The sequence below is a fragment of the Mesorhizobium sp. WSM4307 genome (assembly GCF_007003945.1).
GTDB lineage: Bacteria > Pseudomonadota > Alphaproteobacteria > Rhizobiales > Rhizobiaceae > Mesorhizobium.
This window is the reverse complement of record NZ_VFTB01000006.1, coordinates 251,847-276,717: the sequence shown is the minus strand read 5'-3', so window position 1 is coordinate 276,717 and position 24,871 is coordinate 251,847. Positions and strand designations below refer to the sequence as shown.

Below are 24,871 nucleotides of genomic sequence, written 5' to 3'. Positions count from 1 at the left end.
CTATGAGGCCTGTCGCGATTGTGGATGGCAGGCAGCGAAGGCGGCAGCAAGCATGGCAAAGACCGATATTGCGCGGCGTGTCTATAACCACACCTGGAAGCTCGACCCGATCGTGCGCAGCCTGCTCGACACGGATTTCTACAAGCTTTTGATGCTGCAGATGATCTGGGGCATGTACCCTAAGGTCGACACCACCTTCTCGCTGATCAACCGCACCACTTCGGTGCGGCTGGCCGACGAGATCGATGAAGGCGAATTGCGCGAACAGCTCGACCATGCCCGCACCTTGCGCTTCTCCAAGAAAGAGATGATCTGGCTCGGCGGCAACAATTTCTATGGCCGCAAGCAGATCTTCGAACCGGAGTTCCTGGCCTGGCTGGAAGGCTTCCGGCTGCCGGACTACGAGCTGTCCAAACGCGACGGCCAGTACGAGCTCTCCTTCGGCGGCCCGTGGATGTACACCACGCTGTGGGAAATCCCGGCGCTGGCGATCATCAACGAGCTCCGTTCCCGCGCGGCCATGCGGGCCTTCGGCCCGTTTGCGCTCGATGTGCTCTATGCCCGCGCCAAGGCCAAGATGTGGGCCAAGACCGAGCGGCTGAAGGCCCTTCCCGGCATCCGCATTTCCGACTTCGGCACACGCCGGCGGCATTCCTTCCTGTGGCAGCGCTGGTGCGTCGAGGCGCTGAAGGAAGGCATTGGCGAGGCCTTCACCGGCACCTCCAACGTGCTTTTGGCCATGGACAACGACCTCGAAGCGCTCGGCACCAATGCGCACGAACTGCCGATGGTGTTTGCAGCCCTTGCCAATTCGGAAAAGGAGCTGAAACAGACCCCCTACAAGGTGCTGCAGGACTGGCAGCGCTACTATGGCGGCAACCTTTTGATCGTACTGCCCGACGCTTTCGGCACGGCCTCCTTCCTGCGCGACGCGCCGGACTGGGTGGCCGACTGGACCGGCTTTCGCCCCGACAGCGCGCCGCCGATCGAGGGCGGCGAGAAAATCCTGTCCTGGTGGCGCGAGAAGGGCAAGGACCCGAAGCAGAAGCTGCTGATCTTCTCCGACGGGCTCGAGGTCGAAACCATCGAGGAGACCTACCGCCATTTCAGGGGCAAGGTGCGCATGTCGTTCGGCTGGGGCACCAATTTGACCAATGATTTCGAAGGCTGCGCGCCGACGGAAACCAACAGCCTCGACGCCATATCGCTGGTCTGCAAGGTAACGGAAGCCAATGGCAGGCCGGCGGTGAAGCTGTCCGACAACCCGGCCAAGGCGACGGGAGACGAGAAAGAAATTCAGCGGTATCTCAGGATTTTCGGCGAGAAGGACCGGGTGGAGCAACTGGTCAAGGTGTGAAGAGAGATCGGACTCATGGATAGTTCGAGTTCCTTCACGCCCCCCTCTGAGGGGGGCGCCGAAGAGTGCTTTCTTGCGAGAGTTGCGCTCCCATGCCTCGTCGCTCCGCTAGCGCTTCCCACCCCCGCCTTCGCCCACGCCTCCGATCGCGGCCACGTCCTGCTGTTGCCGACCGGCTACTATCTGATCGGCGGCGCATTCGCCGTGGCCGTCAGCTTCCTCGTGCTGGCGCTGCTGCCCGCGGCCGCCCTCGACCGTTTCTGCCGCAGGCGCCTGCCGCTGTTCACCCTCGGCGACAGCGCCCGCACCGCCATCAGCCTGATATCCTTTGCCGGCTTTGCAATTCTCGTCGCCGCCGGCCTTTTCGGCAGCCGCGACCCGCTCTCCAACCCGTTGCCTCTGGCGATCTGGACGCTGCTGTGGGCCGGCATCACGCTGCTGCAAGGCGTTTTCGGGGATCTCTGGTCTTGGCTGAACCCTTGGGTTGGGCCGTGGCGCCTCGTCTCGCGCCTGCTCGGCACAGGCGACGAGGCACCATGGCGCCTCCCCAGCTGGCTCGGCTGCTGGCCGGCCGTCATCCTGTTCTTCGCCTTTGCCTGGTTCGAACTCATCGATCCGGCGCCTGACGACCCGGCACGGCTCGCCTGCGCCGCCGGCCTGTACTGGCTGCTCACCTTTCTTGCCATGCTGGCGTTCGGCTATCGCGGCTGGAGCCGCAGTGGCGAGTTTCTGACGATCTTCTTCTCGATGGTGGCGCGTTTCGCGCCGGCCGAGCGCGACGAGAATGGCCGGCTTGCGCTGTGCTGGCCGGCCGCCCAGCTGCTGGCCGCAAAGCCACTGCCGCCCAGCGGCATCGCTTTCCTGCTGCTGGCCCTGTCTTCGGTCTCCTTCGACGGCCTGTCGAAAACCTTCTTCTGGCTGGGCCTGTTCGGCGTCAATCCGCTCGAATTCCCCGGCCGCACTGCCGTGATCGGCAGCGGCAGCCTTGGGCTCGTTCTGACATTCGCGATGCTGACGGCGGTGTTCCTTTTCGCGGTCTGGCTCGGCCAGCGCCTGGCCGGCGGCGGTCCGCCGCTTGGCCAGGCCGCGGGACTGCTGGTGTGGTCGATCGTGCCGATCGCGCTCGCCTACCATGTCGCGCACTATCTGACGGCGCTGCTGGTCGACGGCCAGTATGCACTGGCCTCGCTGTCCGACCCGTTCGTGCTGGGCTGGAACCTGTTCGGCACCGCCGACCTCCAGGTCGAGGCCGGCATTGTCGCCGGGGCGGAGTCGGCCTGGTGGCTGTGGAACATCCAGGCCGGCGCCATCATCCTTGGCCATGTGCTGGCCGTTCTCGTCGCGCACGGCTTTGCCTGGCGCCTGCATCCGCAGCCTGGCCGCGCCGCGCTCAGCCAGTTTCCGCTCACCCTGCTGATGATCGCCTACACGGTCTTCGGCCTCTGGCTGCTTGCCACGCCAACGGTTGGATGAAAAAAGGGCGGCCCCGATGTCGTTGGGGAAAGCTCGCTTGCCACATCAGGGCTTTGGTGATTTAGTTTGTACACATGCAATTTTCCGCATCCTCTGAGCGAGGATGCCGAACCCGCCCTATCGTTGGTCAAGACTGAAAAAACAGGGGAACGAACATGGCTGACAAGAACGGATTTTTCGACCTCTCCAAGACTGGCCTTACCCGCCGCACCGCGCTGAAGGGCCTGGCCGCGGGCGCCGGCCTCGCCGTGGCGCCCGGTTTCGTCCGCTATTCCCAGGCGCAGAGCTCGGCGCCGATCAAGATCGGCTTCCAGTCGCACCGCACCGGCATCGGCGCCGCCTATGGCCGCTGGTACGAGAAGACCACCGCTGCCGCGGTCAAGGCCATCAATGCCGCCGGCGGCATCAATGGCCGCCAGGTCGAGGTGATCATCGAGGATGACGGCACCGATCCCGGCCGCGGCGCCGAAGTGGTCGGCAAGTTCGCCACCCAGCACAAGACCGATATCGTCTACGGCACGCTGTTCTCGCATGTCGTCATCGGCTCGGCGCCCGCCGCCGGCGAGGCCAAGATCCCCTACTTCGTCGTCAGCGAAGGCCACCACGTCGCCTCGACCAAGCTCAACCGCTATGTCTTCCAGCCCGGCATCACCGACGTGAAGAGCCAGATCCAGTCGATGGCGCCGTGGATCGCGGCCAATGCGGGCAAGAAGGTGACGCAGATCTTCCCGGATTTCGCCTTTGGCTACGACCACCGCGACTACCTGCCGCCGGCGCTGAAGGCGCAGGGCGCCGAGGTCATCGCGCAGATCGCCATCCCGCCGACGGAATCCTCCTTCACCAAATATTTTCCGCAGATCCCGCCCGAGACCGAGGTGATCTACCACGTCATGGTCGGCCCGGCGGTGCTCACCTTCGTCAAGGAGCTCGGCGAGTTCTACGGCTCCAACCGGCCGCAGCTGTTCGGCTTCATGGATTCGCTGGAAGCCACCGACATCAACAGCCCCGGCCTCGAATTTCTGGACGGCAGCCATTTCTGGGAGGGTTCGCCGCGCTATGCGCAGGCCGATGACAGCGCCGCGCAAAAAGCCTATCGCGCCGCCGTCGGCATCGACGACAATGGTGCGGCCGTAGGCGATCCAAAGGACGTCTCCACCGCGTCGCACATGTTCGGCTGCTGGGAAACCCTCTATGTCGTCAAGAAGGCGATGGAAGACGCCGGCTACAAGGGCCCGGAAGACCGCGCCAAGCTGGTCGAGGCGACCGAGGCGCTGACCGCCTTTGCCGAAGGTCCGGAGCATCCGCAGGGGCCAAAGACCTTCAACGGCAAGATCCATCAGTGCTTCGGCATCCAGAACATCTCCAAGGTCGAAGGCGGCAAGCTGAAGGTGGTGCACAAGACCAAGATCGAGGACGGGCTTTACGAGCCGGAAGGGGACTATACGACGCAGGCGCTTTAGGCTTGGTTCTTTAAGCACAGTGCCCTTCGGCCTCCCCCCCTCTGCCCTGCCGGACCCGACCCTTCGCTGTCGCTCCGGGCGTTCGTCGTTCGGAAAGCCAGGCAATTGGCTTTCCGTCCGCTCCGCGGACCACTCCTCACCCCCCTCATGGGGGAGGCCCTTCGCATCTGCCTTGGGCTCTTAGCCGATGCACTTCGGTCCTCACCTTCTCCTTGCCGCGCTCGAAGGCCTCGTCACATCAGCCGTGCTGGCGCTGACGGCGCTCGGGCTGTCGCTGGTGTTCGGCGTCATGCGGGTGGTCAATGTCGCGCATGGCGAGTTCTTCATGCTTGGCGCCGTGCTCGCCTGGGCCATCTCGACGGCGATATCGGGCCATCCGGCGCTCGGCTTCCTGGCGGCGCTGGTGATAGCGCCGCTGATCGTCGGCGCCATCGCGCTGGTCGCCGAGCGACTGGTGCTGCGCCGGCTCAACTATAATCCGGAAGCCACCATCGTCGCCACCATCGGCATGCTCTACATCATCCAGCAACTGGCGCTGAGCTTCTATGGTCCCGAGGCGCGGCCCGTCGAGCCGCCCTTCAGCTACCGCATCCTTTTGCCGTGGTTCGGCTATTCCGGCTACAAGCTGTCGATCATTGCCGCCTCCGCGCTTCTCTTGATCGCGACATGGCTGGTGCTGACCCGGACCAGGATCGGCCTGATCATGCGCGCCACGCAGTATGACAGCGAGACGGCGCAGGCCTTCGGCATTCCGGTCGACCGCGTCTATGGCGGCGTCTTCGCGCTCGGCGCCATGCTGGCGGCGATTGCCGCGGTGCTGATCGTGCCGATCAGCCAGGCGCATTACCTGATGGGGCAGGATCCGCTGCTCTTGTCCTTCATCGTCGTCATCATCGGCGGCCTCGGCTCGCTGCGCGGCACCGTCGTCGCCGCCGTGCTGATCGGCCTTTCCGACGGCATCATCTCGATGTTCTTCTCGCCGACCTTGGCCAAGATCATCGCCACGCTGCTGGTCGCCATGGTGCTGGTGTTCCGGCCGCAAGGCCTGTTCGGGACGGCATCGCGATGAGCGAGGCTTCGCCGGCAAAAGCCTATGCGGTGCATCTCGGCGTCATCGCGCTGCTCTTCGTGCTGAGCTTCGTGCTGCCGGACTACTATCACGGCCTGCTCGCCCGCATCATGGTGCTGGCGGTGTTCGCCATGGGCTACAACATGCTGTTCGGCTATGTCGGCCTGCTCAGCCTCGGCCATGCCATGTTCTTCGGCGCCGGGCTTTACGGCGCCGGCCTTGCCGTCATCCAGCTCGGCTGGAGCGTGCCACTGGCCTTGCTCGGCGGGATTGCCTGCGGCGCGGTGCTGGCACTGGTGATCGGCCTTCTGGCGCTGCGCACCACGGGTGTCGCCTTCATGATCGTCACCATGATGTTCGCCCAGGTGTTTTATCTCCTGATCCTCTACTTCGCGGCATGGACCGGCGGCGATCAGGGCCAGGTCGTGCCGCAGCCGGCGCGTGCCCTCAATTTCGGCACGATGTCGCTGGACCTCACCAACCCCACCGTACGCTACATGAGCGCGCTGACGCTGTTCGCGCTCGTGCTTCTGGTCACGCTGGCTGTCGTCCGCTCCCGGTATGGCCGCGTGCTGGTCGCCATCCGCGAGAATGAGGAGCGCACGAAGATGCTGGGCTACGATACCTTCTCCAACAAGCTCATAGCCGTGGTCGTCTCCGGCACGATCTGCGCGGCGTCGGGTGCCGCCTACGCAGTGCTGTTTGGCTATGTCGGCTCGAGCTTCGCGTCGGTGCAGTATTCGATCCTGCCGCTGCTGTGGGTGCTGCTCGGCGGTGCGGCCACGACGCTCGGGCCGCTGATCGGCACGGTCTTCATGTACTATGTCATCGACGTAACCAGCGGCTACACCTCGGCCTATCTGCTGATCGTCGGCATCGCGCTCATCCTTTTGGTGCTGTTCTTTCCCAAAGGCATTCTCGGCAGCATCCGCCAGCGCTGGCTCGGGTGGCTGCCATGACGCCGCTTTTGGCCACCAAGGGCCTGTCCCGCAATTTCGGCGGCCTGCGCGCCGTCGACAGCGTCGACTTCACCTTGATGCCCGGAGAGATCCGCGCCGTCATCGGCCCCAACGGGGCGGGGAAGACCACCTTCGTCAGCATGGTCAGCGGCCGCATCCAGCCGTCTTCGGGAGCGATCGTCTTCGATGGCACCGACATCACCAGCCTACCGGCCTATGTCAGGGTGCGCCAAGGCATCGCCTACACGTTCCAGATTACCAGCATCTATGCCAACCTGTCTGTTTACGCCAATGTCGCGCTGCCCGTGCAACTGACGCTGCGGCACGGGCCTTCCAAGAGCGCGATACAGGCCGCTGTCATGACGGCGCTGGAACGTACCGGGCTGGCCGACCGCGCCCATATGCCGGCCGGGCAATTGTCCTATGGCCACCAGCGCCTGCTGGAGGTGGCGATGGGCCTGGCGCTGAAGCCGCGCCTGCTGATCCTCGACGAGCCGACGCAGGGGCTGGCCGACAGCGAGATCGACAATTTCATCGTGCTGGTGCGCGACATCGCCAGCAGCGCCACGGTGCTGCTGATCGAACACAATATGCCCGTCGTCATGCAGTTGGCCGACCGCATCACCGTCTTCAACGCCGGCAAGATCCTGGCGGAAGGCACGCCGGAGGCGATCCGCGAAAACGCGGCGGTGCAGGAAGCCTATCTGGGGACCACCCCATGATTGAGAGGAGCAAGACGGAAGCGTTGCGGATCGCGGGACTGGACTGTTTCTATGGCGAAGTCCAAGTGCTCTACGGCCTCGACCTCGTGCTGAACAAGGGCGAGGTGCTGTGCCTGTTCGGCCGCAATGGCGCCGGCAAGACGACGACGCTGAAGGCGATCATGGGCCTGCTTCCTTCAAGCGCCGGCTCGATCAAACTCGCCGGCCGGGAATTGACCGGCCTGCCGGCGCACGAAGTGCCGAAGGCCGGAGTCGCCTATGTGCCGCAAGGCAGGCGGCTGTTCGCCGAGATGACGGTGGCGGAAAACATCGAGATCGGGCTGATGGCGCGCGGCAAGGGCAAGGCGACACGAGAGAGCGTGCTCGACCTCTTCCCGCTGCTGCGCCAGCGGCTGCGGCAGCGCTCGGGCACCTTGTCGGGCGGTGAGCAGCAGATGCTGGCGATGGCGCGCGCACTCTGCCTCGAACCGCAGGTGCTGTTGCTCGACGAGCCGACGGAGGGGCTGATGCCGTCGATGATCGCCAAGATCCGCGAGACGGTATCGAAGCTGCGCGAGATGCACGTTTCGACCATCCTGGTGGAACAGCGGGTCGATGCGGTGCTGTCGGTCGCCGACCGCGTCTCGTTCATCGAGAACGGCCGTAACCGCGAGACGGTGGATGTCGAGGAATTGCGCGCGGATCCGTCGGCGGTGCGGCGGTATGTGGGCGTTGGTTGATCAGCCGAAGAACAGGAAGCCGGCGATCAAGAAGGTCGGGATCAGCACCAGCCCGGACCACAGCATGTAGCCGAAGAAGCCGGGCATCTTGACGCCGCGATGCCTGGCAATGGCATAGACCATGAAGTTGGGCGCATTGCCGATATAGGTGTTGGCCCCCATGAACACCGCTCCCGCCGAGATCGCGGCAAGCGTCGAGGCGAATTCGGTCATCAGGTGGTGTGGATCGCCGCCCGCCAGTTCGAAGAACACCAGATAGGTCGGCGCATTGTCGAGGAAGGACGACAGCGCCCCGGTCAGCCAGAAATAGGCGAGATCGTTGGGCGTGCCTTGCGCCGAAGTGACGAGCGCGACCAGCGGCGCCAGCGCGCCCTCGTGACCGGCCCTCAGGATGGCGACGACCGGCACGATGCAGATGAAGATGCCGGCAAACAATTTTGCCACTTCGGCGATCGGGCCCCAGTTGAAGCCGTTCGCCTTGCGGTATTCCTTGCGCGAAACCGCCAGTGACACGAAGGCAAGCGCCAGGATGACGGCGTCGCGCACCAGGTTCTGCAGTTCCAGCGTCACGCCTTGAATGGACAAGGTGACATCAGGCTTCCATGTGGCCGACAGCAGGATGGCGCCGATGACGCCGGCGAGCAGCGGAATGTTGGGCAGGCCGCGGATGCGAACCTTCGAATCCGGCGTCGGATCCTTGATCTTCGGCTCGCCGGCCTCGCGCCGGTGCAGGATGATGTCGATCGCCAGGAACACCGCCAGCACCAAGCCGCCGACAAACAGCGTCTCGCGCCAAAGGTTGGCAGTCGTCCAGAAGAAGTCGACCCCGCGCAGGAAGCCAACGAACAGCGGGGGATCACCAAGCGGCGTCAGCGAGCCGCCAATGTTGGAGACCAGGAAGATGAAGAAAACGATGACATGGGCGTTGAATGGCCTGGCGTCGTTGGCGCGGATGATCGGCCGGATCAGGATCATCGAGGCGCCCGTCGTGCCGATGACCGAGGCGAGCAGCGCGCCGACCAGCAGCAGCCCGACATTGACCAGCGGCGTGCCGTGGATGTTGCCGGCGACCAGGATGCCACCCGAAATGGTGAACAGCGCGAACAGCAGTATGATGAAGGACATGTATTCGGTGAGCAGCGCGTGCAGCACCGCCTCGGTCGCCGAAGGGATGCCGAAGGCGAGCGCCAGCGGCACGACGACCAGCGCCGCCCACAGGGCCGCGATCTTGCCGTAATGATGCTCCCAGACATGGTGGAACAGCAGCGGACCGGTGGCGATCGACAGCAGCAGGCCGGCAAAGGGCAGCGCCCACCACAGCGACATCGAGGCGCCGGGCAGCGTGTGTTCCTCCGCCGCGACAGCGGCGCCCGGCAACAGCATGGTGACGGCAAGGGCCGCGCCCGCCATCACGCCTGCACCGATCCGCGATAACTTCCCCTGCCGCCCCACCTTCCGTTCAGTCCGACAAATGGTCTTCGAGCGTCACGCCGGCATCGCGCATGCGCCGCAGCATGGCATCGAGCGAGCCATTGAGATCGATGCCGCGGCAGGCGTCAAGCCGGACGGTGGTCTTGAAACCCTGGCTGACGGCATCCAGCGCCGAAAAGCCGACGCAGAAATCCGTCGCCAGCCCGACCAGGGTGACGGTGTCGATACCGCGCTCCTTGAGGTAGCCTCCGAGGCCGGTCGGCGTCGTGTGGTCGTTCTCGAAAAAGGCCGAATAGCTGTCGATTGCCGGGCGAAACCCCTTGCGGATGACGAGTTCGGCCTTGGTCCAGGCAAGGCCGGAATGGAAGTCCGAGCCGAGGCTGCCCTGGATGCAATGATCCGGCCACAGCGTCTGCTGGCCGTAGGGCATTTCGATCATGGTGAAGGGCTGCGCGCCCGGATGGCTGGAGGCGAAGCTCGAATGCCCGGCGGGATGCCAGTCCTGCGTCAGCACGACATGGTCGGCGTGCCGGATCATGTCATTGACCAGCGGCACGATCTCGTCGCCGCCGGTCACGGCCAACGCGCCGCCCGGGCAAAAGTCGTTCTGCAGGTCGATCACAACAAGCGCTTGGTCGGCCATTGGGCCTCCTTCTTCTCTGCGTTGGGCTCAGGCTCCAGTGGAAAGGTGCCGCTGACGCGACCGGAGGCAGAAACTTGACCAGATGGCCGGCCGCGTCAACCTCCGAAGGCGTAACAATCTCGTTGCATGCACCCTGGCAAGCACGGCGGCCCAAACTCTGGCTTTGACAATTTCCACCGGCTTGATATCATTTGCATACGAATGAATTTCCGGTTTGCGGACCGGCAAGATCATGCCTGGGGTAAACGCCCTGGGAGGGCCTTTTCGGGGAAGGCCCACTCTCTGGGAAGGCAAAGCGTGATCCGTTACGCGAAACCCACCACGGTCGACGAGGCGCTCGCTTTGCTTGGCGAGGGCGCCTGGCGCATTCTTGCCGGCGGCACGGATTTCTATCCGGCGCAGGGCGCGAAGCCGTTCCGCGACAATGTCCTCGACATCAATGGCCTCGCTGCTTTGCGCGGTATTGCCGAGACGGATGACCACTTTGTCATCGGCGCGCGCACGACCTGGACCGACCTCATCCGTCACCCCTTGCCGCCGGCTTTCGATGCGCTGAAACAGGCCGCGCGCGAGGTCGGTTCGCCGCAGATCCAGAACGTCGCCTCGGTGGCCGGCAATCTCTGCAACGCCTCGCCGGCCGCCGATGGCGTGCCGGGCCTGCTCGCGCTCGATGCCGAGGTCGAACTGCGCTCGGCGAGAGCGACGCGGCATCTGCCCTTGCCGGATTTCATTCTCGGCAATCGCCGCACGGCCCTGCGGCCTGGCGAAATGGTGACCGCCATTCGCGTGCCGAAGCTGGCCGCCGCCGGTGCATCGGCTTTCGTCAAGCTCGGCGCGCGGCGCTACCTCGTCATCTCCATCGCCATGGTAGCGGCGCGCCTGGTCGTGGCGAACGGCAGGGTTGCCGAAGCGGCCATTGCCGTCGGGTCCTGCTCGGCTGTCGCCAGGCGGCTTGCCGGCGTCGAGGCGGCGTTGCTCGGATTGCCTGGGGATGGCGGGCTCGCCGGCGCCATCCAGTCCGCGCCGATAACGGAACTGTCGCCGATCGCCGATGTGCGCGGCAGCGCCGAGTACAGGCTCGACGCGGTGCGCGAGATTGTTGCCCGGGCCGTGCTGACGGCCGCTGGGCCGATGAACGATCATATGGTGGCGGCGGCATGAGACAAGCTCAGCCTGACATGAACCAGGTTCTGCCCGAAGTGGATGAAGGTCGGCCGGATTTGGGCATAGTCCAGCCCGGCCTCGAGCGCGCCGACATCGCCTTCGCGGTCAATGGCGCCGCCGTCTCGGTCAACGTGCCGCCGCTGCGCCGGCTGTCCCAGGTCCTGCGCGACGAATTGCGGCTCACCGGCACCAAGGTCGGCTGCGATGCCGGCGATTGCGGCGCCTGCACGGTGCTGGTCGACGGCGATCCCGTCTGCGCCTGCCTGATGCCGGCGGCTTCGGCCGCGGGCGCATCGGTGACGACGGTCGAGGGGCTGGCCAACGGCCTGTTGTCAGCGCTGCAGGCTTCTTTCCTGGCCCATGGCGCGGCACAATGCGGCATCTGCACGCCGGCGCTGCTGGTGGCGGCGACAGCACTGTTGGACACGACGCCGAGACCAACCGAAATCGAGGTGCAGGATGCGCTGGGCGGGATTCTGTGCCGCTGCACCGGCTACCGGAAGATCATCGCGGCGGTGATGGACGCCTCCTCGCAAGTGGCAAGCCTCGATTTCCGCCTGCCCCAGTCCGGCCATGCGATCGGCGCGTCGCCCGTCAGGCTGGACGGTGTGCCAAAGGTGACCGGGGCCGAGAAATTCGGCGGCGATTCCTTCCCGGCCGATGCGCTTGCTGTGCTGGTGGTCCGCTCGCCGCATTATCACGCCGGCTTCGCCTTTGGCGACCTCGACGGCTGGGCAAGGAAGACCCCCGGCATCGTTGGTGTCTTCACGGCGGCCGACATTCCGGGCAAGAACTGTTTCGGCGTCATCGGCCCGTTTGCCGACCAGCCGGCGCTCGCCGAAGGGTTTGCGCGGCTTCGCGGCGAGGCGGTGGCGCTGGTCGCCGGCGAGCGCGAGGCAATTTTCGATCTGGACCTGTCGGATTTCCCAATCCGCTGGACCGAGCTGCCGCATGTCCTGCAGCCCAGCGAAGCACAGGCTGAGGGTGCTGCGCTGATCCATCGGAACCGCCCTTCGAACCTCTTGACCTCCGGCTTCGTCGAGCGCGGCGATCCCGAGGCGGCGCTTGCCGGCGCCGCTGTGACCGTGACCGGTGCGATCGACACCTCCTATGTCGAGCACGCCTATATCGAGCCCGAGGCCGGCCATGCCTATATGGACGCCGACACGCTGGTCGTCGTCGCCTGCACCCAGGCGCCCTATATGGACCGCGACGACACGGCGAAGGTGCTTGGCCTGGCTGTCGACAAGGTGCGCATCGTGCCGACCGCGACCGGCGGCGGCTTCGGCTCGAAACTCGACGTTTCGCTGCAGCCGCTGATCGGCCTCGTGGCGCTGAAGACCGGGCGTCCGGCCGCCTTGGCCTACACGCGCAACGAATCGATGATGTCGACCACCAAGCGCCACCCCGCAGAGATGAAGGCGACCATCGGCGCCGATGCCGACGGCCATGTCACCGGCATGATCTTTTCAGGCGATTTCAACACCGGCGCCTATGCCAGCTGGGGGCCGACCGTCGCCAACCGCGTGCCGGTGCATGCTTCCGGCCCCTACGCGACGCCGAACTACCGCGCCGAGGGCCGCGCCATCCACACCCATGGCCCGATCTCCGGCGCCTTCCGCGGCTTCGGCGTGCCGCAGGCGACGATCATGCAGGAGACGCTTTACGATGAGCTGGCCGGCAAGCTCGGCATCGACCGCCTCGATTTCCGCCTGAGAAACTGCCTTCGGAACGGATCCGAAACAGTCACCGGCCAGAAGCTGGAATCCGGCGTCGGCATTGCCGAATGTCTCGAGGCCTTGCGGCCACATTGGGCGCGGGCGGAAGCCGACGCGGAAGCTTTCAACAATGCCAATGGCGATAAAAAGCGCGGCGTCGGCGTGGCGTCCTGCTGGTATGGCTGCGGCAACACCTCGCTGCCCAATCCGTCGACCATCCGGGTCGGCATCGCGGCTGACGGCACCGTCATCCTGCACCAGGGCGCCGTCGACATCGGCCAGGGTTCCAACACCGTCATCGCGCAGATCTGTGCCGACGCGCTTGGCCTGCCGCTGGAAAGGTTCCGGCTGAAAAGCGCCGATACGGCAATCAGCCCCGACGCAGGCAAGACCTCTGCCTCGCGCCAGACTTTCGTGACCGGCAAGGCCGCCGAGAAGGCCGGGCGGGCCCTGCGGGAAAAGATCCTGCGCTTTGCCAATGTCTCCGGGAAGGCAAGCCTGCAACTGGACGGTGCGGCGATCGTCATCCGCGAAGGCGAAGCCGCGCGCCGCATCGATCTCGCCTCGCTCGACATGGATGCCGACGGCTTCGTCTTCCGCGCCGAGGAGACCTACGACCCGCCGACACTGCCGCTCGATGCCAAGGGCCAGGGCAAGCCCTATGCCGTCTATGGCTATGGCGCGCAGATCGCCGAACTGGAGGTCGATCTCAAGCTCGGCACGGTCAAGCTGATCAAGGTCACCGCCGCGCATGATGTCGGCAAGGCGATCAACCCGCTGCTGGCCGAGGGCCAGATCGAGGGCGGCATCGCGCAAGGCATCGGCATGGCGCTGATGGAAGAGTACATTCCCGGCCGCACCGAGAATCTGCACGACTATCTCATCCCGACCATCGGCGACGTGCCGCCGATCGAAACCATCCTGGTCGAGGTTCCCGATCCCGAAGGGCCGTTCGGCGCCAAGGGCCTGGGCGAGCATGTGCTGATCCCGACGGCACCCGCGATCCTCAACGCCATCCGCCATGCCACCGGCGTGCTGGTCACCAAGGTTCCGGCGACGCCGACGCGCATCCGCGCTGGCATCCGTGAAAAAGATGGCATCCGCGAAAAGGAGGCACGCGCATGAGTGAGCTTGCCGAGCGTTTTGAGACCCATGATCCCGGCGAGAAGCTGGTGGCGGAGAAGATCCGCTGCGATGCCTGCCCGGTCATGTGCTACATAGCCGATGGTCGCACCGGCGCCTGCGACCGCTACGGCAATGCCGGCGGCCGGATCGTGCGCATGGACCCGCTGACCATTCTCGACCATGCTGCCGAGACCGGCGGGACAATCGTGCCCTTCGTCGCCGAAGGCGAGGCGTGGGACGGCGAACTGGTCAACACCGGCCGCCGCTTCGTCACGGCAATCGGCGCGGGCACCACCTATCCCGACTATAAGCCGGCGCCGTTCATCGTCAGCCAGCAAGTCGAAGGCGTCGATCTCGTCACCGTCGTCACCGAAGGCATTTTTTCGTATTGCGGCGTCAAGGTGAAGATCGACACCGACCGTCATATCGGACCCGAAACGGCAGTCGTGCGCTCGCAAGGCGAGGCGATCGGCCATGTCACGACGGGCGAATATGGTTCGCAGATGCTGTCGCTGGGCGGCGTGCATCATCTGACCGGCGGCTCCAAGGCGGAAGGCCGGGCAACCTGCGACGCGCTGCTCAATCTGTGCAACCGCAAGCCGGTGGAACTGACCATCGACGGCGGCGCCACCATCATCGTCGAAGCCGGCAAACCGCCTGTCATCGACGGCAAGCAGGAACACCGCATGCGCGTCGGCTGCGGCTCGGCCACCATCGGCATGTTCGCCACGCAATGGCGCGGGCTGGTCGACGAGGTGGTGGTGGTCGACGACCACATCACCGGCGTCGTCTCCGAGCACCAGGCCGGCAAGGTGCTGGGCTGGCAGGATACGGGCATCAAAATCATCGGACGCCGTTCGACGCCGGGCCGCTATTTCAAGGTCTCCGAGCCCGGCCTCGGCTGGGGCGGCACCTCGATTTCCGACCCGCTGTCGATCCTCGGCGAATGGAACGCCAAGAAGGGCGCGCGGCCGGGCCTGTCGCTGTTGATGGTTTCGACCACCGGCGAGCAGTTCGCCTATTACGAGCTCGACGACGAATTGAAGCCGGTCGGGAAGCCGTTTCCGGAGCGGTTGCAGAAGTCGGTCAATCTGATCGAGGACAATTGCGAGCCGGCGCTGTGCACCGTGCTGTTCATCGGCGGTGCCGGCGGCTCGCTGCGCGCCGGCGTCACCGAAAACCCGGTCAATCTCACCCGCTCGGTGCAAGGCCTGAAGACTTACGTGACGGTCGGCGGCGCGCCGGTCTATGTCTGGCCGGGCGGCGGCATCACGCTGATGGTCGATGTCACCCGGGTGCCGGAAGGTGCCTTCGGCTATGTGCCGACGCCGGCGCTGGTGGCGCCGATCGAGTTCACCTTGCGCCGTGACGACTATGTCAGGCTTGGCGGCTACGAGGCCGAGATCCGCAGTGTCGAGGATATCGTCGCCAAGGGCGGCGAATACCTCAACCCGCGCCACGGCACGGGTGCGCCGTCCGACAATCCATGGCCGCCGCTGGCGCAGCTGCGGCGCGCCGCATCGAACGGAGCCTGACGATGGACGGCCCGCAGGCGCATTGGCTGCAGGACGGCAAGCGGCTGCATCTCAACCATGGGCCGATCGATCTGATCGTCGAGGCCTTTGGCGAGGCGCAGGAATGCCGCCTGGCCTATGAGCAAGCCGTCGCGCGCTTCCAGACGGTCCTGATCGAGCTGGTCAGGGAGCTTCCCGAATTGCGGCTCCCGGCATTTTTCCTGGCGCCGCGGGCCTTCAACGGTCCGACGGCGCGCCGCATGGACGCGGCCGTCATGCCGCTCGCGGAATGTTTCATAACGCCGATGGCCGCCGTCGCAGGATCGGTAGCCGACGAAATGCTCGCCGCATTGCTTGCCGGCCGCAGGCTCGAGCGCGCCTATGTCAACAATGGCGGCGACAGCGCCCTCCACCTCGGCACGGGCCGGTCGATCGGCCTGGCGGTCGCCGGCACCGGCAACGGCATGGCCGACCGGATCACGATCCGCGCGGAGGATGGCGTTCGCGGCGTCGCCACCAGCGGCTGGCGCGGCCGTTCCTTCTCACTTGGCATTGCCGACGCCGTCACCGTGCTGGCGCGGACCGGTGCCGAGGCCGATGCGGCGGCGACGCTCATTGCCAATGCGGTGGACCTGCCCGGCAATCCCGCCATCCAGCGCATTCCCGCATGTGAACTGTCGCCCGACAGCGACCTCGGCGCGCGGCTGGTGACGCAAGGCGTCGGCACGCTTGCGCCTGGCGAGGTGGCGCGGGCGCTGGACAATGGCCTTGCCGTCGCCGAAGATTTTCGCCGGCGCGGCCTGATTGCCGGATCGGCGCTGTTTCTTGGCGGTGAGGCCCGCATCAGTGGTTCCGTGGCGCTTGCCGCACCCAACAAAAATCCGAGGGAGGAAGTTGCCCATGCCTGAGTTTCCGATCCGCAAGATCGCAGTGCTGAGCGAAGAGATATTTCATGAGGGCGGTCCGGTCGCGGACGTGCCGCGCCGGCGTGCCGCGGCCATGGCTGTGGTCAGGAACCCGTTCGCAGGGCGCTATGTCGAGGATCTGCAGAGCGCCATGGACGATCTGAAGCCTCTCGGCCTGCTGCTTTCCGACAGGCTGATCGCCGCATTGGGCGGCGACGTCAAACAGATCGACGGCTACGGCAAGGGTGCCATTGTCGGCACGGCGGGCGAGCTGGAGCACGGCGCGCTCTGGCACGTGCCGGGCGGCTACGCCATGCGCGAGCGGCTTGGCGACGCCAAGGCGATCGTGCCGTCGGCCAAGAAAGTCGGCGCCTTCGGCTCAAAGCTCGACGTGCCGCTCGGCCACATCAACGCCGCCTATGTGCGCAGCCATTTCGACGCCATGGAAGTCGGCATCAGCGACGGGCCGCGTCCCGACGAGATCCTGTTCTGCCTCGCCATGACCTGTGGCCCGCGCATCCACAACCGCATGGGCGGCCTGGCGGCCGACGGCATCAAGGCCTGGGACGGGCTGCGGTGAGCGGCGAGGACAATCTGCTCAAGCTGGTCGAGGTCGAAGAACCCGAGGAGCAGGATTACCTGCTGCAGGAGCAGGTCGGCTTCATCCTGCGCAAGGCGCACCAGCGCCATGTCTCGATCTTCGCCGCGCATATCGGCGACCTGACGCCGCCGCAATTCGCGGCGCTGGCCAAGCTGCGCGATGTCGGCGAGACCTCGCAGAACCAGCTTGGCACGCTGATCGCCATGGATGCGGCGACCGTGAAGGGCGTGATCGACCGGTTGAAGGCGCGCGGCCTGGTCGAACTCTCCAAGCATGAGGGCGACAAAAGGCGGCTGCTGGTCAATCTGACCGCCGAAGGCCGCGACGCCATCGAACGCCTGATCCCGCTGGCGCGCGAGATCACCAGGGAAACGCTGGCGCCGCTCTCGGCCAAGGAGATCGCCACCTTCATGAAGCTGCTGGCCAAGCTGGCGTAGGGTGCCGCGACGATCCATCGCATCAAATGGCGATCAGAGCGTGAACGCTTCCCTGCACAATTCCTGCAGCTTCGAAAAGACGCCCTTTCCGCCGGTGATGACCTGCGTGCCGCTCTGCAGCACCGTCTTGGGATCCGCCTGCAGGACGGTGCCGCCGGCCTCCTCGATCAGCAACATGCCGGCCAGGCAGTCCCAGGCGTTCATGTGTTCCTCGACATAGCCAAGCAGCCGGCCCGAGGCCACATAGGCCAGCATCAGGGCGCCGGACGCGTTGCGGAAGAAGACACCGCCTTCGGCGAGGATCTTCTTGATCAGCACGGCGATGTTCTCGGCCTCGGCCCGGTTCGAGAATCCGGTCCCCACCGAGCCTTCTTCCAGGCTGGTCGCGGCACTTGCCTTGATCGGCCTGCCGTTGATGAAGGCGCCGCCGCCGCGCCTGCCATGGAACGTCTCCCCGGTCGACGGTTCGTGGATGACGCCGACGATCGTCTCCCCGTCCCTTGCGCAAGCGATCACCACGCACCAGGCCGGAATGCCGCGCACGAAATTGGCGGTGCCGTCGATGGGATCGACGACCCAGGCATAGCCGCTCGAGCCGGCGACAGAAGCGTGTTCCTCGCCGACGATGCCGTCCTGCGGATAGTCCTTGGCGATCGCCGCACGTATGAACAGCTCGACCTCGCGGTCGGCCTGCGAGACCAGGTCCTGATGGCCCTTGCTCTCGATGGTCAGGCTTTCCAGATCGCGGAAATATTCGAGCCCGCGTTCGCCGGCCCGCCGCGCCAGATCGATGGCAAACTGCGTGCGGGCGTCAAGATCATGGGTCACGGGAAGGCTCGCTCTTGCTGGGGATGCGCCCGCCACTTAGCAGAGCATCGCCGCCGGCAAAAGCACCTGGCGGATAAATGTCAGGCTGCTTGCGACAGCGATTTGTGAGCGTCAGCCAGGATCTCGAACGACCGCACCCGCGCCGCGTGATCGAAGATCTGCGCGGTGACCATCAGCTCGTCGGCGCCGGTGCGGCGCACGAAGGCATCGATGCCTTGGCGCACTGTTTCGGGAGAACCGACGACGGCGCAGGACAGCGCCTGGCCGAGCATGGTCTTGGCCATCGGGTCGAGATCGCGGTCATAGTTCTCGACCGGTGGCGGCAACCGTCCGGGACGGCCGGTGCGCAGATTGACGAAGGCCTGCTGCAGCGAGGTGAACAGCAGCCGCGCCTCGGCATCGGTGGGCGCGGCAAAGACGTTGAGGCCGAGCATCACATGCGGCCTGTCGAGCTGTTCGGACGGCTGGAAGCGCGAGCGGTAGATGTCCAGCGCATGATCGAGCTCGGCCGGCGCGAAATGCGAGGCGAAGGCGTAGGGCAGGCCGAGCATGGCGGCGAGCTGCGCGCCGTAGAGGCTGGAGCCGAGAATCCAGATCGGAACGGTCTGGCCCTCGCCCGGCACGGCCCTGAGGCGCTGGCCTTCCTCCGCCGGCAGGAAATAGCCCATCAGTTCGACCACGTCCTGCGGGAAGTTGTCGGCGCCGGCCTCGAGGTTGCGGCGCAAGGCGCGCGCGGTGTTCATGTCGGTGCCGGGCGCCCGGCCGAGGCCGAGATCGATGCGGCCGGGAAACAGAGCGGCCAGCGTGCCGAATTGCTCGGCGATCACCAGCGGCGCATGGTTGGGCAGCATGATGCCGCCGGCACCGACTCGGATGGTTTTGGTGCCGCCGGCTACATGGGCGATGACCACGGATGTGGCGGCGCTCGCAATGCCCGGCATGTTGTGGTGCTCGGCCAGCCAGTAGCGCTTGTAGCCCAGCCGCTCGGCATGGCGGGCGAGATCGAGCGAGTTGGCAAGCGACTGCGAGGCATCGCTGCCTTCGACGATCGGCGACAGGTCGAGAACGGACAATTCGGTCATGCGGTGGTCTCCACGATCTTCGTCTCACGCACTTTGGCCTCGAAAGCAGCGCGGTCGGGAATGATGATGCCGAGCAGGCCTTGCAGCGTGTCGGCGAGTTCGGCGGCGGTGGCCATCTCCGTCTGCTCGGTGCGGCCGCCAAGGTGATGGATCGACAGGCGGTTTCCCCGCAGCGCGTAACGCCGATCCGGCGCGGCGCGCGCCGCAATGACGGAGGAGAGGAAATGCGATGTCGGGCTGGTCGACAGGAAGTGATTGGTGACGGAATAGTCGACCTCGTATTGCGGCTGCAGGTCGAAGCGGTAGAGCGGGCGCCAGTCGCCGCCGATGGCGGCCTGCAGGCGGAAATGATCGCCGGCCTCGACGATGCGGAATGGCTCATGCGGGGTTTTCTGTTCCGGGCCGGGATCCAGCAGCAGCGGCGCGGTCAGGGTCAGGCCGCCGAAGCCGACATCGGCGATGTAGGTACGGCCATCGAGCTCGACGCGCAAAAGCATGTGGCTGCGCGCGGTGATGGCGTCCTCGCTCTGGCCCCAGAGCACGCGCGCGGCCAGGCCGCCGACGTCGAAACCAAGCGCCCGCAGCGCATGCATGAAGAGGAGGTTGTGCTCGAAGCAATAACCACCACGCCCGCCAAGGACGATCTTGTCCTGCAGCGCGGCGAGGTCGAGCCGGACCGGGCGGCCAAGAAACGGATCGATGTTCTCGAAGGGGATCGCCTGCGGATGCGCGAAATGCAGCGCCCTCAGCGTATCCAGCGACGTGTCGCGCGGACCGGCGTAACCGATGCGCGCGAGATAGGCGTCGAGGTCGAAGGCAGGAGCATCGCTCATAGGGAAGGCACCGGACGTTGATCGGCCGGATATAGGCATTCGATACCGCCGCGGCAAACGGCGTCCGCCTTCTATGCCGCCGCCTTGCCGTTCTCCTCGACGGGTTCGTCGTCGACCACGGCGGTTTGCTGCGCGGCGAGGAAATTGCCGACATGGCCAAGCCCTTCGAAATGGTCGCAGAACACCTTGATGACGACCAGCAGCGGCACCGCCATCAATGCGCCGACGAAACCCCACAGCCACGACCAGAAGGCAATGGCGATGAAGATCGCCACCGCGTTGATTTCCAGGCGCCTGCCGACCACCATCGGTGTCACGAACTGGCCTTCGACGACATCGCACAAAAGCACGAAGGCCGGCGCCAGAAGCGCGTAGGAGATGGTGTCGAAGCTGATCAGCGCCATCACCGCCACCAGCACGATGGTCAGCAGCGCGCCGACATAGGGCAGGAAGTTGAACAATGCGGCGGCGACACCCCAGACCAGCGGGTTGGGCATGCCGAGAGCCCACAGGCCAAGGCCGATGACGGTGCCGAGACCCGCATTGATGATGGTGACGGTGAGCAGATAGTGCGAGATTTCGTGCTCGACGTCATAGACGACGCGCAGCGCCCGCTTCTTCTCGGTGAGGCTGGCGAAGGACTGGATGATCTTCTCGTAGAACATCGTGCCCGAGGCGAGCAGGAACAGCGACAGCACGAAGATGATGGTGAGGCTTGTACCCGCCGCCAGGATGTTGCTGGCGGCCGACGACAGGATACCGGACTGGGCGACGGCCACCTTCTGGACGCCAGGCTCCTGCGAGGTTTCGGTCATCTGCTCGATCTGATGCGAGACCTGCATGATCCTTTCCAGCGGACGCCGCAATTGCGCCAGCCGCTCGGTGAGTTGCTGGCCGATCGACGAGGTGTTGTTGAGGAGATCGATGACAGGACCTGAGAGCAAATAGCCGGCGCTGGCGAACACGCAGATGGACAAAAGCACCAGGAGCGTCGCCGAAACCGCTTCGGGAATGCCGCGCTTGCGCAGCAGCCGCACGATCGGCGTCAATGTCAGCGCCAGCAGGAAAGCGAGCATGACCGGCATGAAGAAGGCACGACCGAAATAGAGCGCATAAACGGTCATGAAGATGAAGATGCCGACCAGCAGCGAGCGCATCAGATGGGTATCCGCGCGGGCTTCGACGCGCGGATCCGGGCTTTCGGCAACGCCTGCGCCCGTAGCGGCGGGTTCGGTTTTCATCATGCACCCTCAGCGGGCACCGCAACTGGTGCAGTCCGTTGACGAAAAACGCCGGCGCGCCAGCAAGGTTCCTTTAGCCGGCAAGGCCCTTTATGCGACGGGCGCGGCCACCGCCGCCGCGGACTTCGCCGTTTCCTTGCGCACGATCGGCGCCACTTTGGTGCCGTAGAGTTCGATCGCCTTCATGATCTTGGCATGCGGCATGGTGCCGATCGCCATCTGCAGCAGGAAGCGGTCATTGTTGAAGATCCTGTGCTGGGCGACGATCTTCTCGGCCACCTGCTCTGGACTGCCGACGAACATGGCGCCGTCGGGACCACGCGACTGGTCGAAATGCGCCCGCGATGTCGGGCCCCAGCCACGCTCGCGGCCGATGCGGTTCATCACCTCGGCCTGCGGGCCGTAGAAATCGTCGGCCGCCTGTTCGGTGGTGTCGGCGATGAAGCCGTGCACGTTGATGCTGGTGGCGAGACCCGCCGGGTCGCTGCCGGCGCGCCTGGCGGCCTCGCGGTAGAGGTCGAACAGTGGCGCGAAGCGCGCCGGCTCGCCGCCGATGATGGCAAGCGCCAGCGGCAGGCCGAGCGCGCCCGCGCGGGCGGCGGACTGCGGCGTCCCACCAATCGCGATCCAGACCGGCAGCCTGTCCTGGAAGGGCCGGGGATAGACGCCGCGATCGTTGATCGGCGCACGCAGATTGCCGGACCAGGTGACCTTGACGCTGTCACGGATGGCGAGCAGCAGATCCAGCTTTTCCGCAAAGAGCTCGTCATAGTCTTCCAGATTGTAGCCGAACAGCGGGAAGGATTCGATGAACGAACCGCGCCCGGCCATGATCTCGGCACGGCCGCCCGAGAGAAGATCGAGCGTGGCGAACTGCTGGAAGACGCGCACCGGATCGTCGGAGGACAATACCGTGACCGCGCTGGTCAGCTTGATGCGCTTCGAGCGCTCGGCGGCAGCGGCGAGCGCCACGACCGGCGCGGAGGCGGCATAATCGGGCCGGTGATGCTCGCCGAGACCGAAGACGTCGAGACCGACCTGGTCGGCGAGTTCGACCTCCTCGATCAGGTTGCGCAAGCGCTCATGCGGCCCGATGGCGCCCGGGCCGGGCTGCGGGCTGACGTCGGCGAAAGTGTAGAGACCGAGTTCCATTTGATGTCATCCTGGCGTTGGGTTTTGCAGCTAGACGTAGCGAGCGAACTGTCTTGCCGCCAGAGGCGTGGACGGTGAACAGTGCATGTCGGTTTGGGCGGCAAAAGGCGTCTGCCGACGGCAACATCACGGAATTTCATGGCTGGCATACCGTTTTGGCGCTTGAACTCTCGGCATTCGCGCGTATGTAAGCCTCGCGAATTGACTTCAGGGAAGTGGACTTGGCTATCTACAGGGAAAAAGACATTTTCGAGCGGCGCAACGCCGCGAACGAGGCAAAGAAGGCGCTTCTGGAGCGCTTCAAGTCAAAGCCGGCGGCAGATGATCCTGCGGTGCTGGCGCGACAGGCCGAACGCAAGGCAATCCTCCAGGCTCGTGAGATCCGCGAAGCCGAGAAGGCAAGGCTGAAGCAGGAAAAGCTGGCACGCGAAGCCGCGGAGAAGGCCGAGCGCGAGGCAGCAGCCGAAGCGGCACGCATCGCCGCCGAAGAGGCAGCCCAGGCCGAGGCCAAAATTCGGGAAGCCGAAGAGACCGAGCGCATTGCCCGCCTGCTCGCCGACGAGGCCGAGCGCAAGGCCAAGCGCGACGCGCGCTATGCGGCGCGCAAGGCACGGACCGGCAGGGCTCCTCCGGGCTTTTCCGCCCGCTAGCAGCTTCGGCGCAGCCAAGCTCGAACATTGAATCAGGGTCGTCTTGCAGCGGCCCTGAAGGTGTTTGTGCGGTGCTTTTTCTTGTTGGACGCATATCGCTGTCCCACGCCGCTTTCAGGCCGCGAATTTCAGCCCCATGATGCCGCAAACGATCAGCGCGATGCAGCCGAGGCGGATCGCGGTGGCGGGCTCGCCGAGCAGCCAGATGCCGAGCAGGGCCGTGCCGACCGTGCCGATACCGGTCCACACCGCATAGGCGGTGCCGACGGGAAGCGCCTTCAGCGCCAGGCCAAGCAAGGTGAGACTGACGATCATCGAGGCGACCGTGAGCACGGTCGGAACCAGCCTGGTAAATCCGTCGGTGTATTTGAGGCCGATCGCCCAGCCGATTTCGAAGAGGCCAGCGAAAAACAGAAAAGTCCAGGACATCGGAACGCTCCATCCGGCACCGGGCCGGAGACAGGATCCGATCCTCAGATACCGATCATTATGGCGGGTCGTCCCGACCGTATTGTTGGGGAGGCGCGGGGTCGTCCCCGCACCGTCGATATAGGCTGCCCAAACGCCCGATCAACCCGGCGGCATTGTCTGACGCCGCCGGTGGGATTTGCGTGCCTGACTTGCCGAGGCCTACTTTTCCTTGATGCGCATCGCCTTGACCGGCGGCGCCTTCAGGGCGGGAGCGGGTGCCGGCTTCTTGGCATCCTTCTTCGGCTTGCGGGCTTCCTTGCCTGCCTTCATCGCACCTTTAGCCATGATTCGTTCCTCCAGTTGCGGGGAGCGAAGTGAAACAAGAGAAACGCTTTGCTGCAAGTGGGCAGTGTCTGTCGCAACCGCCGGCCGACTGCTTTCAACCGGTTTCTAATTTTCTCGTAAACCATGGCCGTCCGTGCCATTCTCGTTTTCGCACTGCAGCATCGACCCGCGCCTTCGCCCGGGTGATCGTCGGGCAGGCCGGTCAGGACGACAATGCGGATCCACATCGGCTGCGCGATGAGTTTCGACTTCCCGCAGGAGACGCCGCTCATCGCGATGCTCAATATCCACTATTCCCGCGCCTCCGACCTCGAGCGGCCGGATTTCCTGACCTCCAGCCCGCCAGTTCCGGTTGAGGGTTATCGCGACAGTTTCGGCAATTGGTGCAATCGCTTCGTCGCGCCGCCCGGTCGATTCACCTTCGGTACGGATGCGGTGATCCGCGACACCGGCACATTCGAGATGGGCGAGCTGATGGCCTGGCAGCACGAGGTGCGCGACCTGCCGGCCGAGACGCTGCTGTTCCTGCTGCCCAGCCGGTTTTGCGAGAGCGACCTGTTGGCCAACGAAGCCTGGCGGCTGTTCGGCCATACGCCGCTCGGCATTCCGCGCGTGCAGGCGGTGTGCGATTTCGTCCACAACCACATCGTCTTCAACTACGGCAATGCGCGGCCGACGCGCACCGCTGCGGAAGCCTATCGGGAACAGAGCGGCGTGTGCCGCGATTTCGCGCATCTTGCCGTCACCTTCTGCCGGGCGCTCAACATCCCGACGCGCTACTGCACCGGCTACATCAGCGATATCGGTATGCCGAAGCCGTGGTCGAGCATGGATTTCGCCGCCTGGATGGAAGTCTATCTCGGCGGCCGCTGGCATGTCTTCGACCCGCGCAACAATGCGCCGCGCATCGGCCGTATCCTGATCGCTTCCGGGCGCGACGCCGCGGATGTGCCGCTAACCCATATTTTCGGACCGGGGACACTGGCCGGCTTCAAGGTGTGGACCGACGAGATCGTCGAATAGTCGCGGTCT

24 protein-coding genes are annotated in these 24,871 nt (G+C 65.2%); 15 read left to right on the top strand and 9 right to left on the bottom strand.

The genetic code is table 11. The annotated features are described in order from the left end of the window. The first annotated feature begins 52 nt into the window (after positions 1 to 52). From pncB to FJV83_RS16585, 7 genes are all read left to right on the top strand, one after another. Positions 53 to 1,357: a nicotinate phosphoribosyltransferase gene (gene pncB / locus FJV83_RS16615; protein WP_095773224.1), complete on the top strand. Its 1,305-nt coding sequence runs from the start codon at positions 53 to 55 to the stop codon at positions 1,355 to 1,357. Positions 1,358 to 1,372: 15 nt separating this feature from the next. Continuing rightward, positions 1,373 to 2,830 (top strand): hypothetical protein, encoded by a 1,458-nt coding sequence (locus FJV83_RS16610; RefSeq protein ID WP_142885784.1) that lies wholly within the window; start codon positions 1,373 to 1,375, stop codon positions 2,828 to 2,830. A 155-nt stretch (positions 2,831 to 2,985) separates the two neighbouring features. Then, complete coding sequence (locus FJV83_RS16605; protein ID WP_095788472.1) at positions 2,986 to 4,290, top strand: ABC transporter substrate-binding protein; 1,305 nt, start codon at positions 2,986 to 2,988, stop codon at positions 4,288 to 4,290. 187 nt (positions 4,291 to 4,477) lie between these two features. After that, positions 4,478 to 5,359: a branched-chain amino acid ABC transporter permease gene (locus FJV83_RS16600; protein ID WP_095788473.1), complete on the top strand. Its 882-nt coding sequence runs from the start codon at positions 4,478 to 4,480 to the stop codon at positions 5,357 to 5,359. Continuing rightward, positions 5,356 to 6,318: a branched-chain amino acid ABC transporter permease gene (locus tag FJV83_RS16595; protein ID WP_142885785.1), complete on the top strand. Its 963-nt coding sequence runs from the start codon at positions 5,356 to 5,358 to the stop codon at positions 6,316 to 6,318. The genes FJV83_RS16600 and FJV83_RS16595 overlap by 4 nt, the downstream gene beginning before the upstream one ends. Next, positions 6,315 to 7,040, top strand: a complete 726-nt coding sequence (locus tag FJV83_RS16590) for an ABC transporter ATP-binding protein (RefSeq protein ID WP_142885786.1) — start codon at positions 6,315 to 6,317, stop codon at positions 7,038 to 7,040. Before FJV83_RS16595 ends, FJV83_RS16590 begins: the two co-directional genes overlap by 4 nt. Continuing rightward, entirely contained in the window at positions 7,037 to 7,759 is a 723-nt protein-coding gene (locus FJV83_RS16585; RefSeq protein WP_095773230.1) for an ABC transporter ATP-binding protein, read from the top strand. The genes FJV83_RS16590 and FJV83_RS16585 overlap by 4 nt, the downstream gene beginning before the upstream one ends. Here the strand turns inward: FJV83_RS16585 and FJV83_RS16580 are convergent, their stop codons facing one another. Both FJV83_RS16580 and pncA read right to left on the bottom strand, forming a co-directional pair. After that, complete coding sequence (locus tag FJV83_RS16580; RefSeq protein ID WP_142885787.1) at positions 7,760 to 9,169, bottom strand: sodium:proton antiporter; 1,410 nt, start codon at positions 9,167 to 9,169, stop codon at positions 7,760 to 7,762. Between the two features lie 49 nt (positions 9,170 to 9,218). Beyond that, positions 9,219 to 9,833: a bifunctional nicotinamidase/pyrazinamidase gene (pncA, locus tag FJV83_RS16575; RefSeq protein ID WP_095773232.1), complete on the bottom strand. Its 615-nt coding sequence runs from the start codon at positions 9,831 to 9,833 to the stop codon at positions 9,219 to 9,221. 297 nt (positions 9,834 to 10,130) lie between these two features. Between pncA and FJV83_RS16570 the strand changes: the two genes are divergently transcribed. From FJV83_RS16570 to FJV83_RS16545, 6 genes are read left to right on the top strand one after another with little or no spacing between them, the layout of a single operon-like run. Then, the gene (locus tag FJV83_RS16570; protein ID WP_095773233.1) at positions 10,131 to 10,994 is read left to right on the top strand and encodes a xanthine dehydrogenase family protein subunit M; all 864 of its coding nucleotides are present in this window, start codon (positions 10,131 to 10,133) and stop codon (positions 10,992 to 10,994) included. Between the two features lie 17 nt (positions 10,995 to 11,011). Beyond that, on the top strand, positions 11,012 to 13,840 hold the full coding sequence (locus FJV83_RS16565) for a molybdopterin-dependent oxidoreductase (protein WP_142885910.1): 2,829 nt from the start codon (positions 11,012 to 11,014) through the stop codon (positions 13,838 to 13,840). After that, the gene (locus tag FJV83_RS16560; RefSeq protein ID WP_095788477.1) at positions 13,837 to 15,375 is read left to right on the top strand and encodes a 6-hydroxynicotinate reductase; all 1,539 of its coding nucleotides are present in this window, start codon (positions 13,837 to 13,839) and stop codon (positions 15,373 to 15,375) included. Before FJV83_RS16565 ends, FJV83_RS16560 begins: the two co-directional genes overlap by 4 nt. 2 nt (positions 15,376 to 15,377) lie before the next feature. Next, entirely contained in the window at positions 15,378 to 16,262 is an 885-nt protein-coding gene (locus FJV83_RS16555; protein WP_142885788.1) for a UPF0280 family protein, read from the top strand. Continuing rightward, positions 16,255 to 16,839 carry an amino acid synthesis family protein gene (locus FJV83_RS16550; protein ID WP_095793936.1) on the top strand — a complete coding sequence of 195 codons (585 nt, stop codon included), beginning with the start codon at positions 16,255 to 16,257 and terminating at the stop codon, positions 16,837 to 16,839. Before FJV83_RS16555 ends, FJV83_RS16550 begins: the two co-directional genes overlap by 8 nt. Continuing rightward, on the top strand, positions 16,836 to 17,297 hold the full coding sequence (locus FJV83_RS16545; RefSeq protein ID WP_095788478.1) for a MarR family transcriptional regulator: 462 nt from the start codon (positions 16,836 to 16,838) through the stop codon (positions 17,295 to 17,297). The genes FJV83_RS16550 and FJV83_RS16545 overlap by 4 nt, the downstream gene beginning before the upstream one ends. 33 nt (positions 17,298 to 17,330) lie before the next feature. On the opposite strand, the gene FJV83_RS16540 is transcribed toward FJV83_RS16545, so the two are convergent. From FJV83_RS16540 to FJV83_RS16520, 5 genes are all read right to left on the bottom strand, one after another. Further along, entirely contained in the window at positions 17,331 to 18,125 is a 795-nt protein-coding gene (locus tag FJV83_RS16540; RefSeq protein WP_095788479.1) for an inositol monophosphatase family protein, read from the bottom strand. 80 nt (positions 18,126 to 18,205) lie between these two features. Beyond that, the gene (locus FJV83_RS16535; protein WP_142885789.1) at positions 18,206 to 19,207 is read right to left on the bottom strand and encodes an LLM class flavin-dependent oxidoreductase; all 1,002 of its coding nucleotides are present in this window, start codon (positions 19,205 to 19,207) and stop codon (positions 18,206 to 18,208) included. Next, a complete protein-coding gene (locus FJV83_RS16530; RefSeq protein ID WP_142885790.1) occupies positions 19,204 to 20,040 on the bottom strand; it encodes an arylamine N-acetyltransferase in 837 nt (278 codons plus the stop codon). Before FJV83_RS16530 ends, FJV83_RS16535 begins: the two co-directional genes overlap by 4 nt. Before the next feature lie 71 nt (positions 20,041 to 20,111). Then, on the bottom strand, positions 20,112 to 21,281 hold the full coding sequence (locus FJV83_RS16525; protein WP_142885911.1) for an AI-2E family transporter: 1,170 nt from the start codon (positions 21,279 to 21,281) through the stop codon (positions 20,112 to 20,114). A 90-nt stretch (positions 21,282 to 21,371) separates the two neighbouring features. Then, a complete protein-coding gene (locus FJV83_RS16520) occupies positions 21,372 to 22,433 on the bottom strand; it encodes an LLM class flavin-dependent oxidoreductase (protein WP_142885791.1) in 1,062 nt (353 codons plus the stop codon). A 221-nt stretch (positions 22,434 to 22,654) separates the two neighbouring features. Here FJV83_RS16520 and FJV83_RS16515 point away from each other — a divergent pair, with 221 nt between their 5' ends. Beyond that, positions 22,655 to 23,083 (top strand): DUF6481 family protein, encoded by a 429-nt coding sequence (locus FJV83_RS16515; RefSeq protein WP_027047610.1) that lies wholly within the window; start codon positions 22,655 to 22,657, stop codon positions 23,081 to 23,083. Positions 23,084 to 23,197: 114 nt separating this feature from the next. Here FJV83_RS16515 and sugE read toward each other — a convergent pair whose 3' ends face one another. Together sugE and FJV83_RS37545 are read right to left on the bottom strand one after the other, a co-directional pair. Further along, positions 23,198 to 23,512, bottom strand: coding sequence for a quaternary ammonium compound efflux SMR transporter SugE (gene sugE, locus FJV83_RS16510; RefSeq protein WP_127278272.1), 315 nt, complete (start codon positions 23,510 to 23,512; stop codon positions 23,198 to 23,200). Between the two features lie 201 nt (positions 23,513 to 23,713). Continuing rightward, positions 23,714 to 23,839, bottom strand: coding sequence for a hypothetical protein (locus FJV83_RS37545; protein ID WP_013891842.1), 126 nt, complete (start codon positions 23,837 to 23,839; stop codon positions 23,714 to 23,716). A gap of 213 nt (positions 23,840 to 24,052) precedes the next feature. Here FJV83_RS37545 and FJV83_RS16500 point away from each other — a divergent pair, with 213 nt between their 5' ends. Then, positions 24,053 to 24,862: a transglutaminase family protein gene (locus FJV83_RS16500; protein WP_142885792.1), complete on the top strand. Its 810-nt coding sequence runs from the start codon at positions 24,053 to 24,055 to the stop codon at positions 24,860 to 24,862. The last annotated feature ends 9 nt before the right edge of the window (positions 24,863 to 24,871 follow it).

What these genes read in the sequence shown, in the direction of transcription:
- pncB (WP_095773224.1), top strand. Translation starts at nt 53, where the DNA reads ATGGCAAAGACCGATATTGCGCGGCGTGTCTATAACCACACCTGGAAG.
- FJV83_RS16610 (WP_142885784.1), top strand. Translation starts at nt 1,373, where the DNA reads ATGGATAGTTCGAGTTCCTTCACGCCCCCCTCTGAGGGGGGCGCCGAA.
- FJV83_RS16605 (WP_095788472.1), top strand. Translation starts at nt 2,986, where the DNA reads ATGGCTGACAAGAACGGATTTTTCGACCTCTCCAAGACTGGCCTTACC.
- FJV83_RS16600 (WP_095788473.1), top strand. Translation starts at nt 4,478, where the DNA reads ATGCACTTCGGTCCTCACCTTCTCCTTGCCGCGCTCGAAGGCCTCGTC.
- FJV83_RS16595 (WP_142885785.1), top strand. Translation starts at nt 5,356, where the DNA reads ATGAGCGAGGCTTCGCCGGCAAAAGCCTATGCGGTGCATCTCGGCGTC.
- FJV83_RS16590 (WP_142885786.1), top strand. Translation starts at nt 6,315, where the DNA reads ATGACGCCGCTTTTGGCCACCAAGGGCCTGTCCCGCAATTTCGGCGGC.
- FJV83_RS16585 (WP_095773230.1), top strand. Translation starts at nt 7,037, where the DNA reads ATGATTGAGAGGAGCAAGACGGAAGCGTTGCGGATCGCGGGACTGGAC.
- FJV83_RS16580 (WP_142885787.1), bottom strand. Translation starts at nt 9,169, where the DNA reads ATGGCGGGCGCGGCCCTTGCCGTCACCATGCTGTTGCCGGGCGCCGCT.
- pncA (WP_095773232.1), bottom strand. Translation starts at nt 9,833, where the DNA reads ATGGCCGACCAAGCGCTTGTTGTGATCGACCTGCAGAACGACTTTTGC.
- FJV83_RS16565 (WP_142885910.1), top strand. Translation starts at nt 11,012, where the DNA reads ATGAACCAGGTTCTGCCCGAAGTGGATGAAGGTCGGCCGGATTTGGGC.
- FJV83_RS16560 (WP_095788477.1), top strand. Translation starts at nt 13,837, where the DNA reads ATGAGTGAGCTTGCCGAGCGTTTTGAGACCCATGATCCCGGCGAGAAG.
- FJV83_RS16555 (WP_142885788.1), top strand. Translation starts at nt 15,378, where the DNA reads ATGGACGGCCCGCAGGCGCATTGGCTGCAGGACGGCAAGCGGCTGCAT.
- FJV83_RS16550 (WP_095793936.1), top strand. Translation starts at nt 16,255, where the DNA reads ATGCCTGAGTTTCCGATCCGCAAGATCGCAGTGCTGAGCGAAGAGATA.
- FJV83_RS16535 (WP_142885789.1), bottom strand. Translation starts at nt 19,207, where the DNA reads ATGACCGAATTGTCCGTTCTCGACCTGTCGCCGATCGTCGAAGGCAGC.
- FJV83_RS16530 (WP_142885790.1), bottom strand. Translation starts at nt 20,040, where the DNA reads ATGAGCGATGCTCCTGCCTTCGACCTCGACGCCTATCTCGCGCGCATC.
- FJV83_RS16525 (WP_142885911.1), bottom strand. Translation starts at nt 21,281, where the DNA reads ATGAAAACCGAACCCGCCGCTACGGGCGCAGGCGTTGCCGAAAGCCCG.
- FJV83_RS16520 (WP_142885791.1), bottom strand. Translation starts at nt 22,433, where the DNA reads ATGGAACTCGGTCTCTACACTTTCGCCGACGTCAGCCCGCAGCCCGGC.
- sugE (WP_127278272.1), bottom strand. Translation starts at nt 23,512, where the DNA reads ATGTCCTGGACTTTTCTGTTTTTCGCTGGCCTCTTCGAAATCGGCTGG.
- FJV83_RS37545 (WP_013891842.1), bottom strand. Translation starts at nt 23,839, where the DNA reads ATGGCTAAAGGTGCGATGAAGGCAGGCAAGGAAGCCCGCAAGCCGAAG.
- FJV83_RS16500 (WP_142885792.1), top strand. Translation starts at nt 24,053, where the DNA reads ATGCGGATCCACATCGGCTGCGCGATGAGTTTCGACTTCCCGCAGGAG.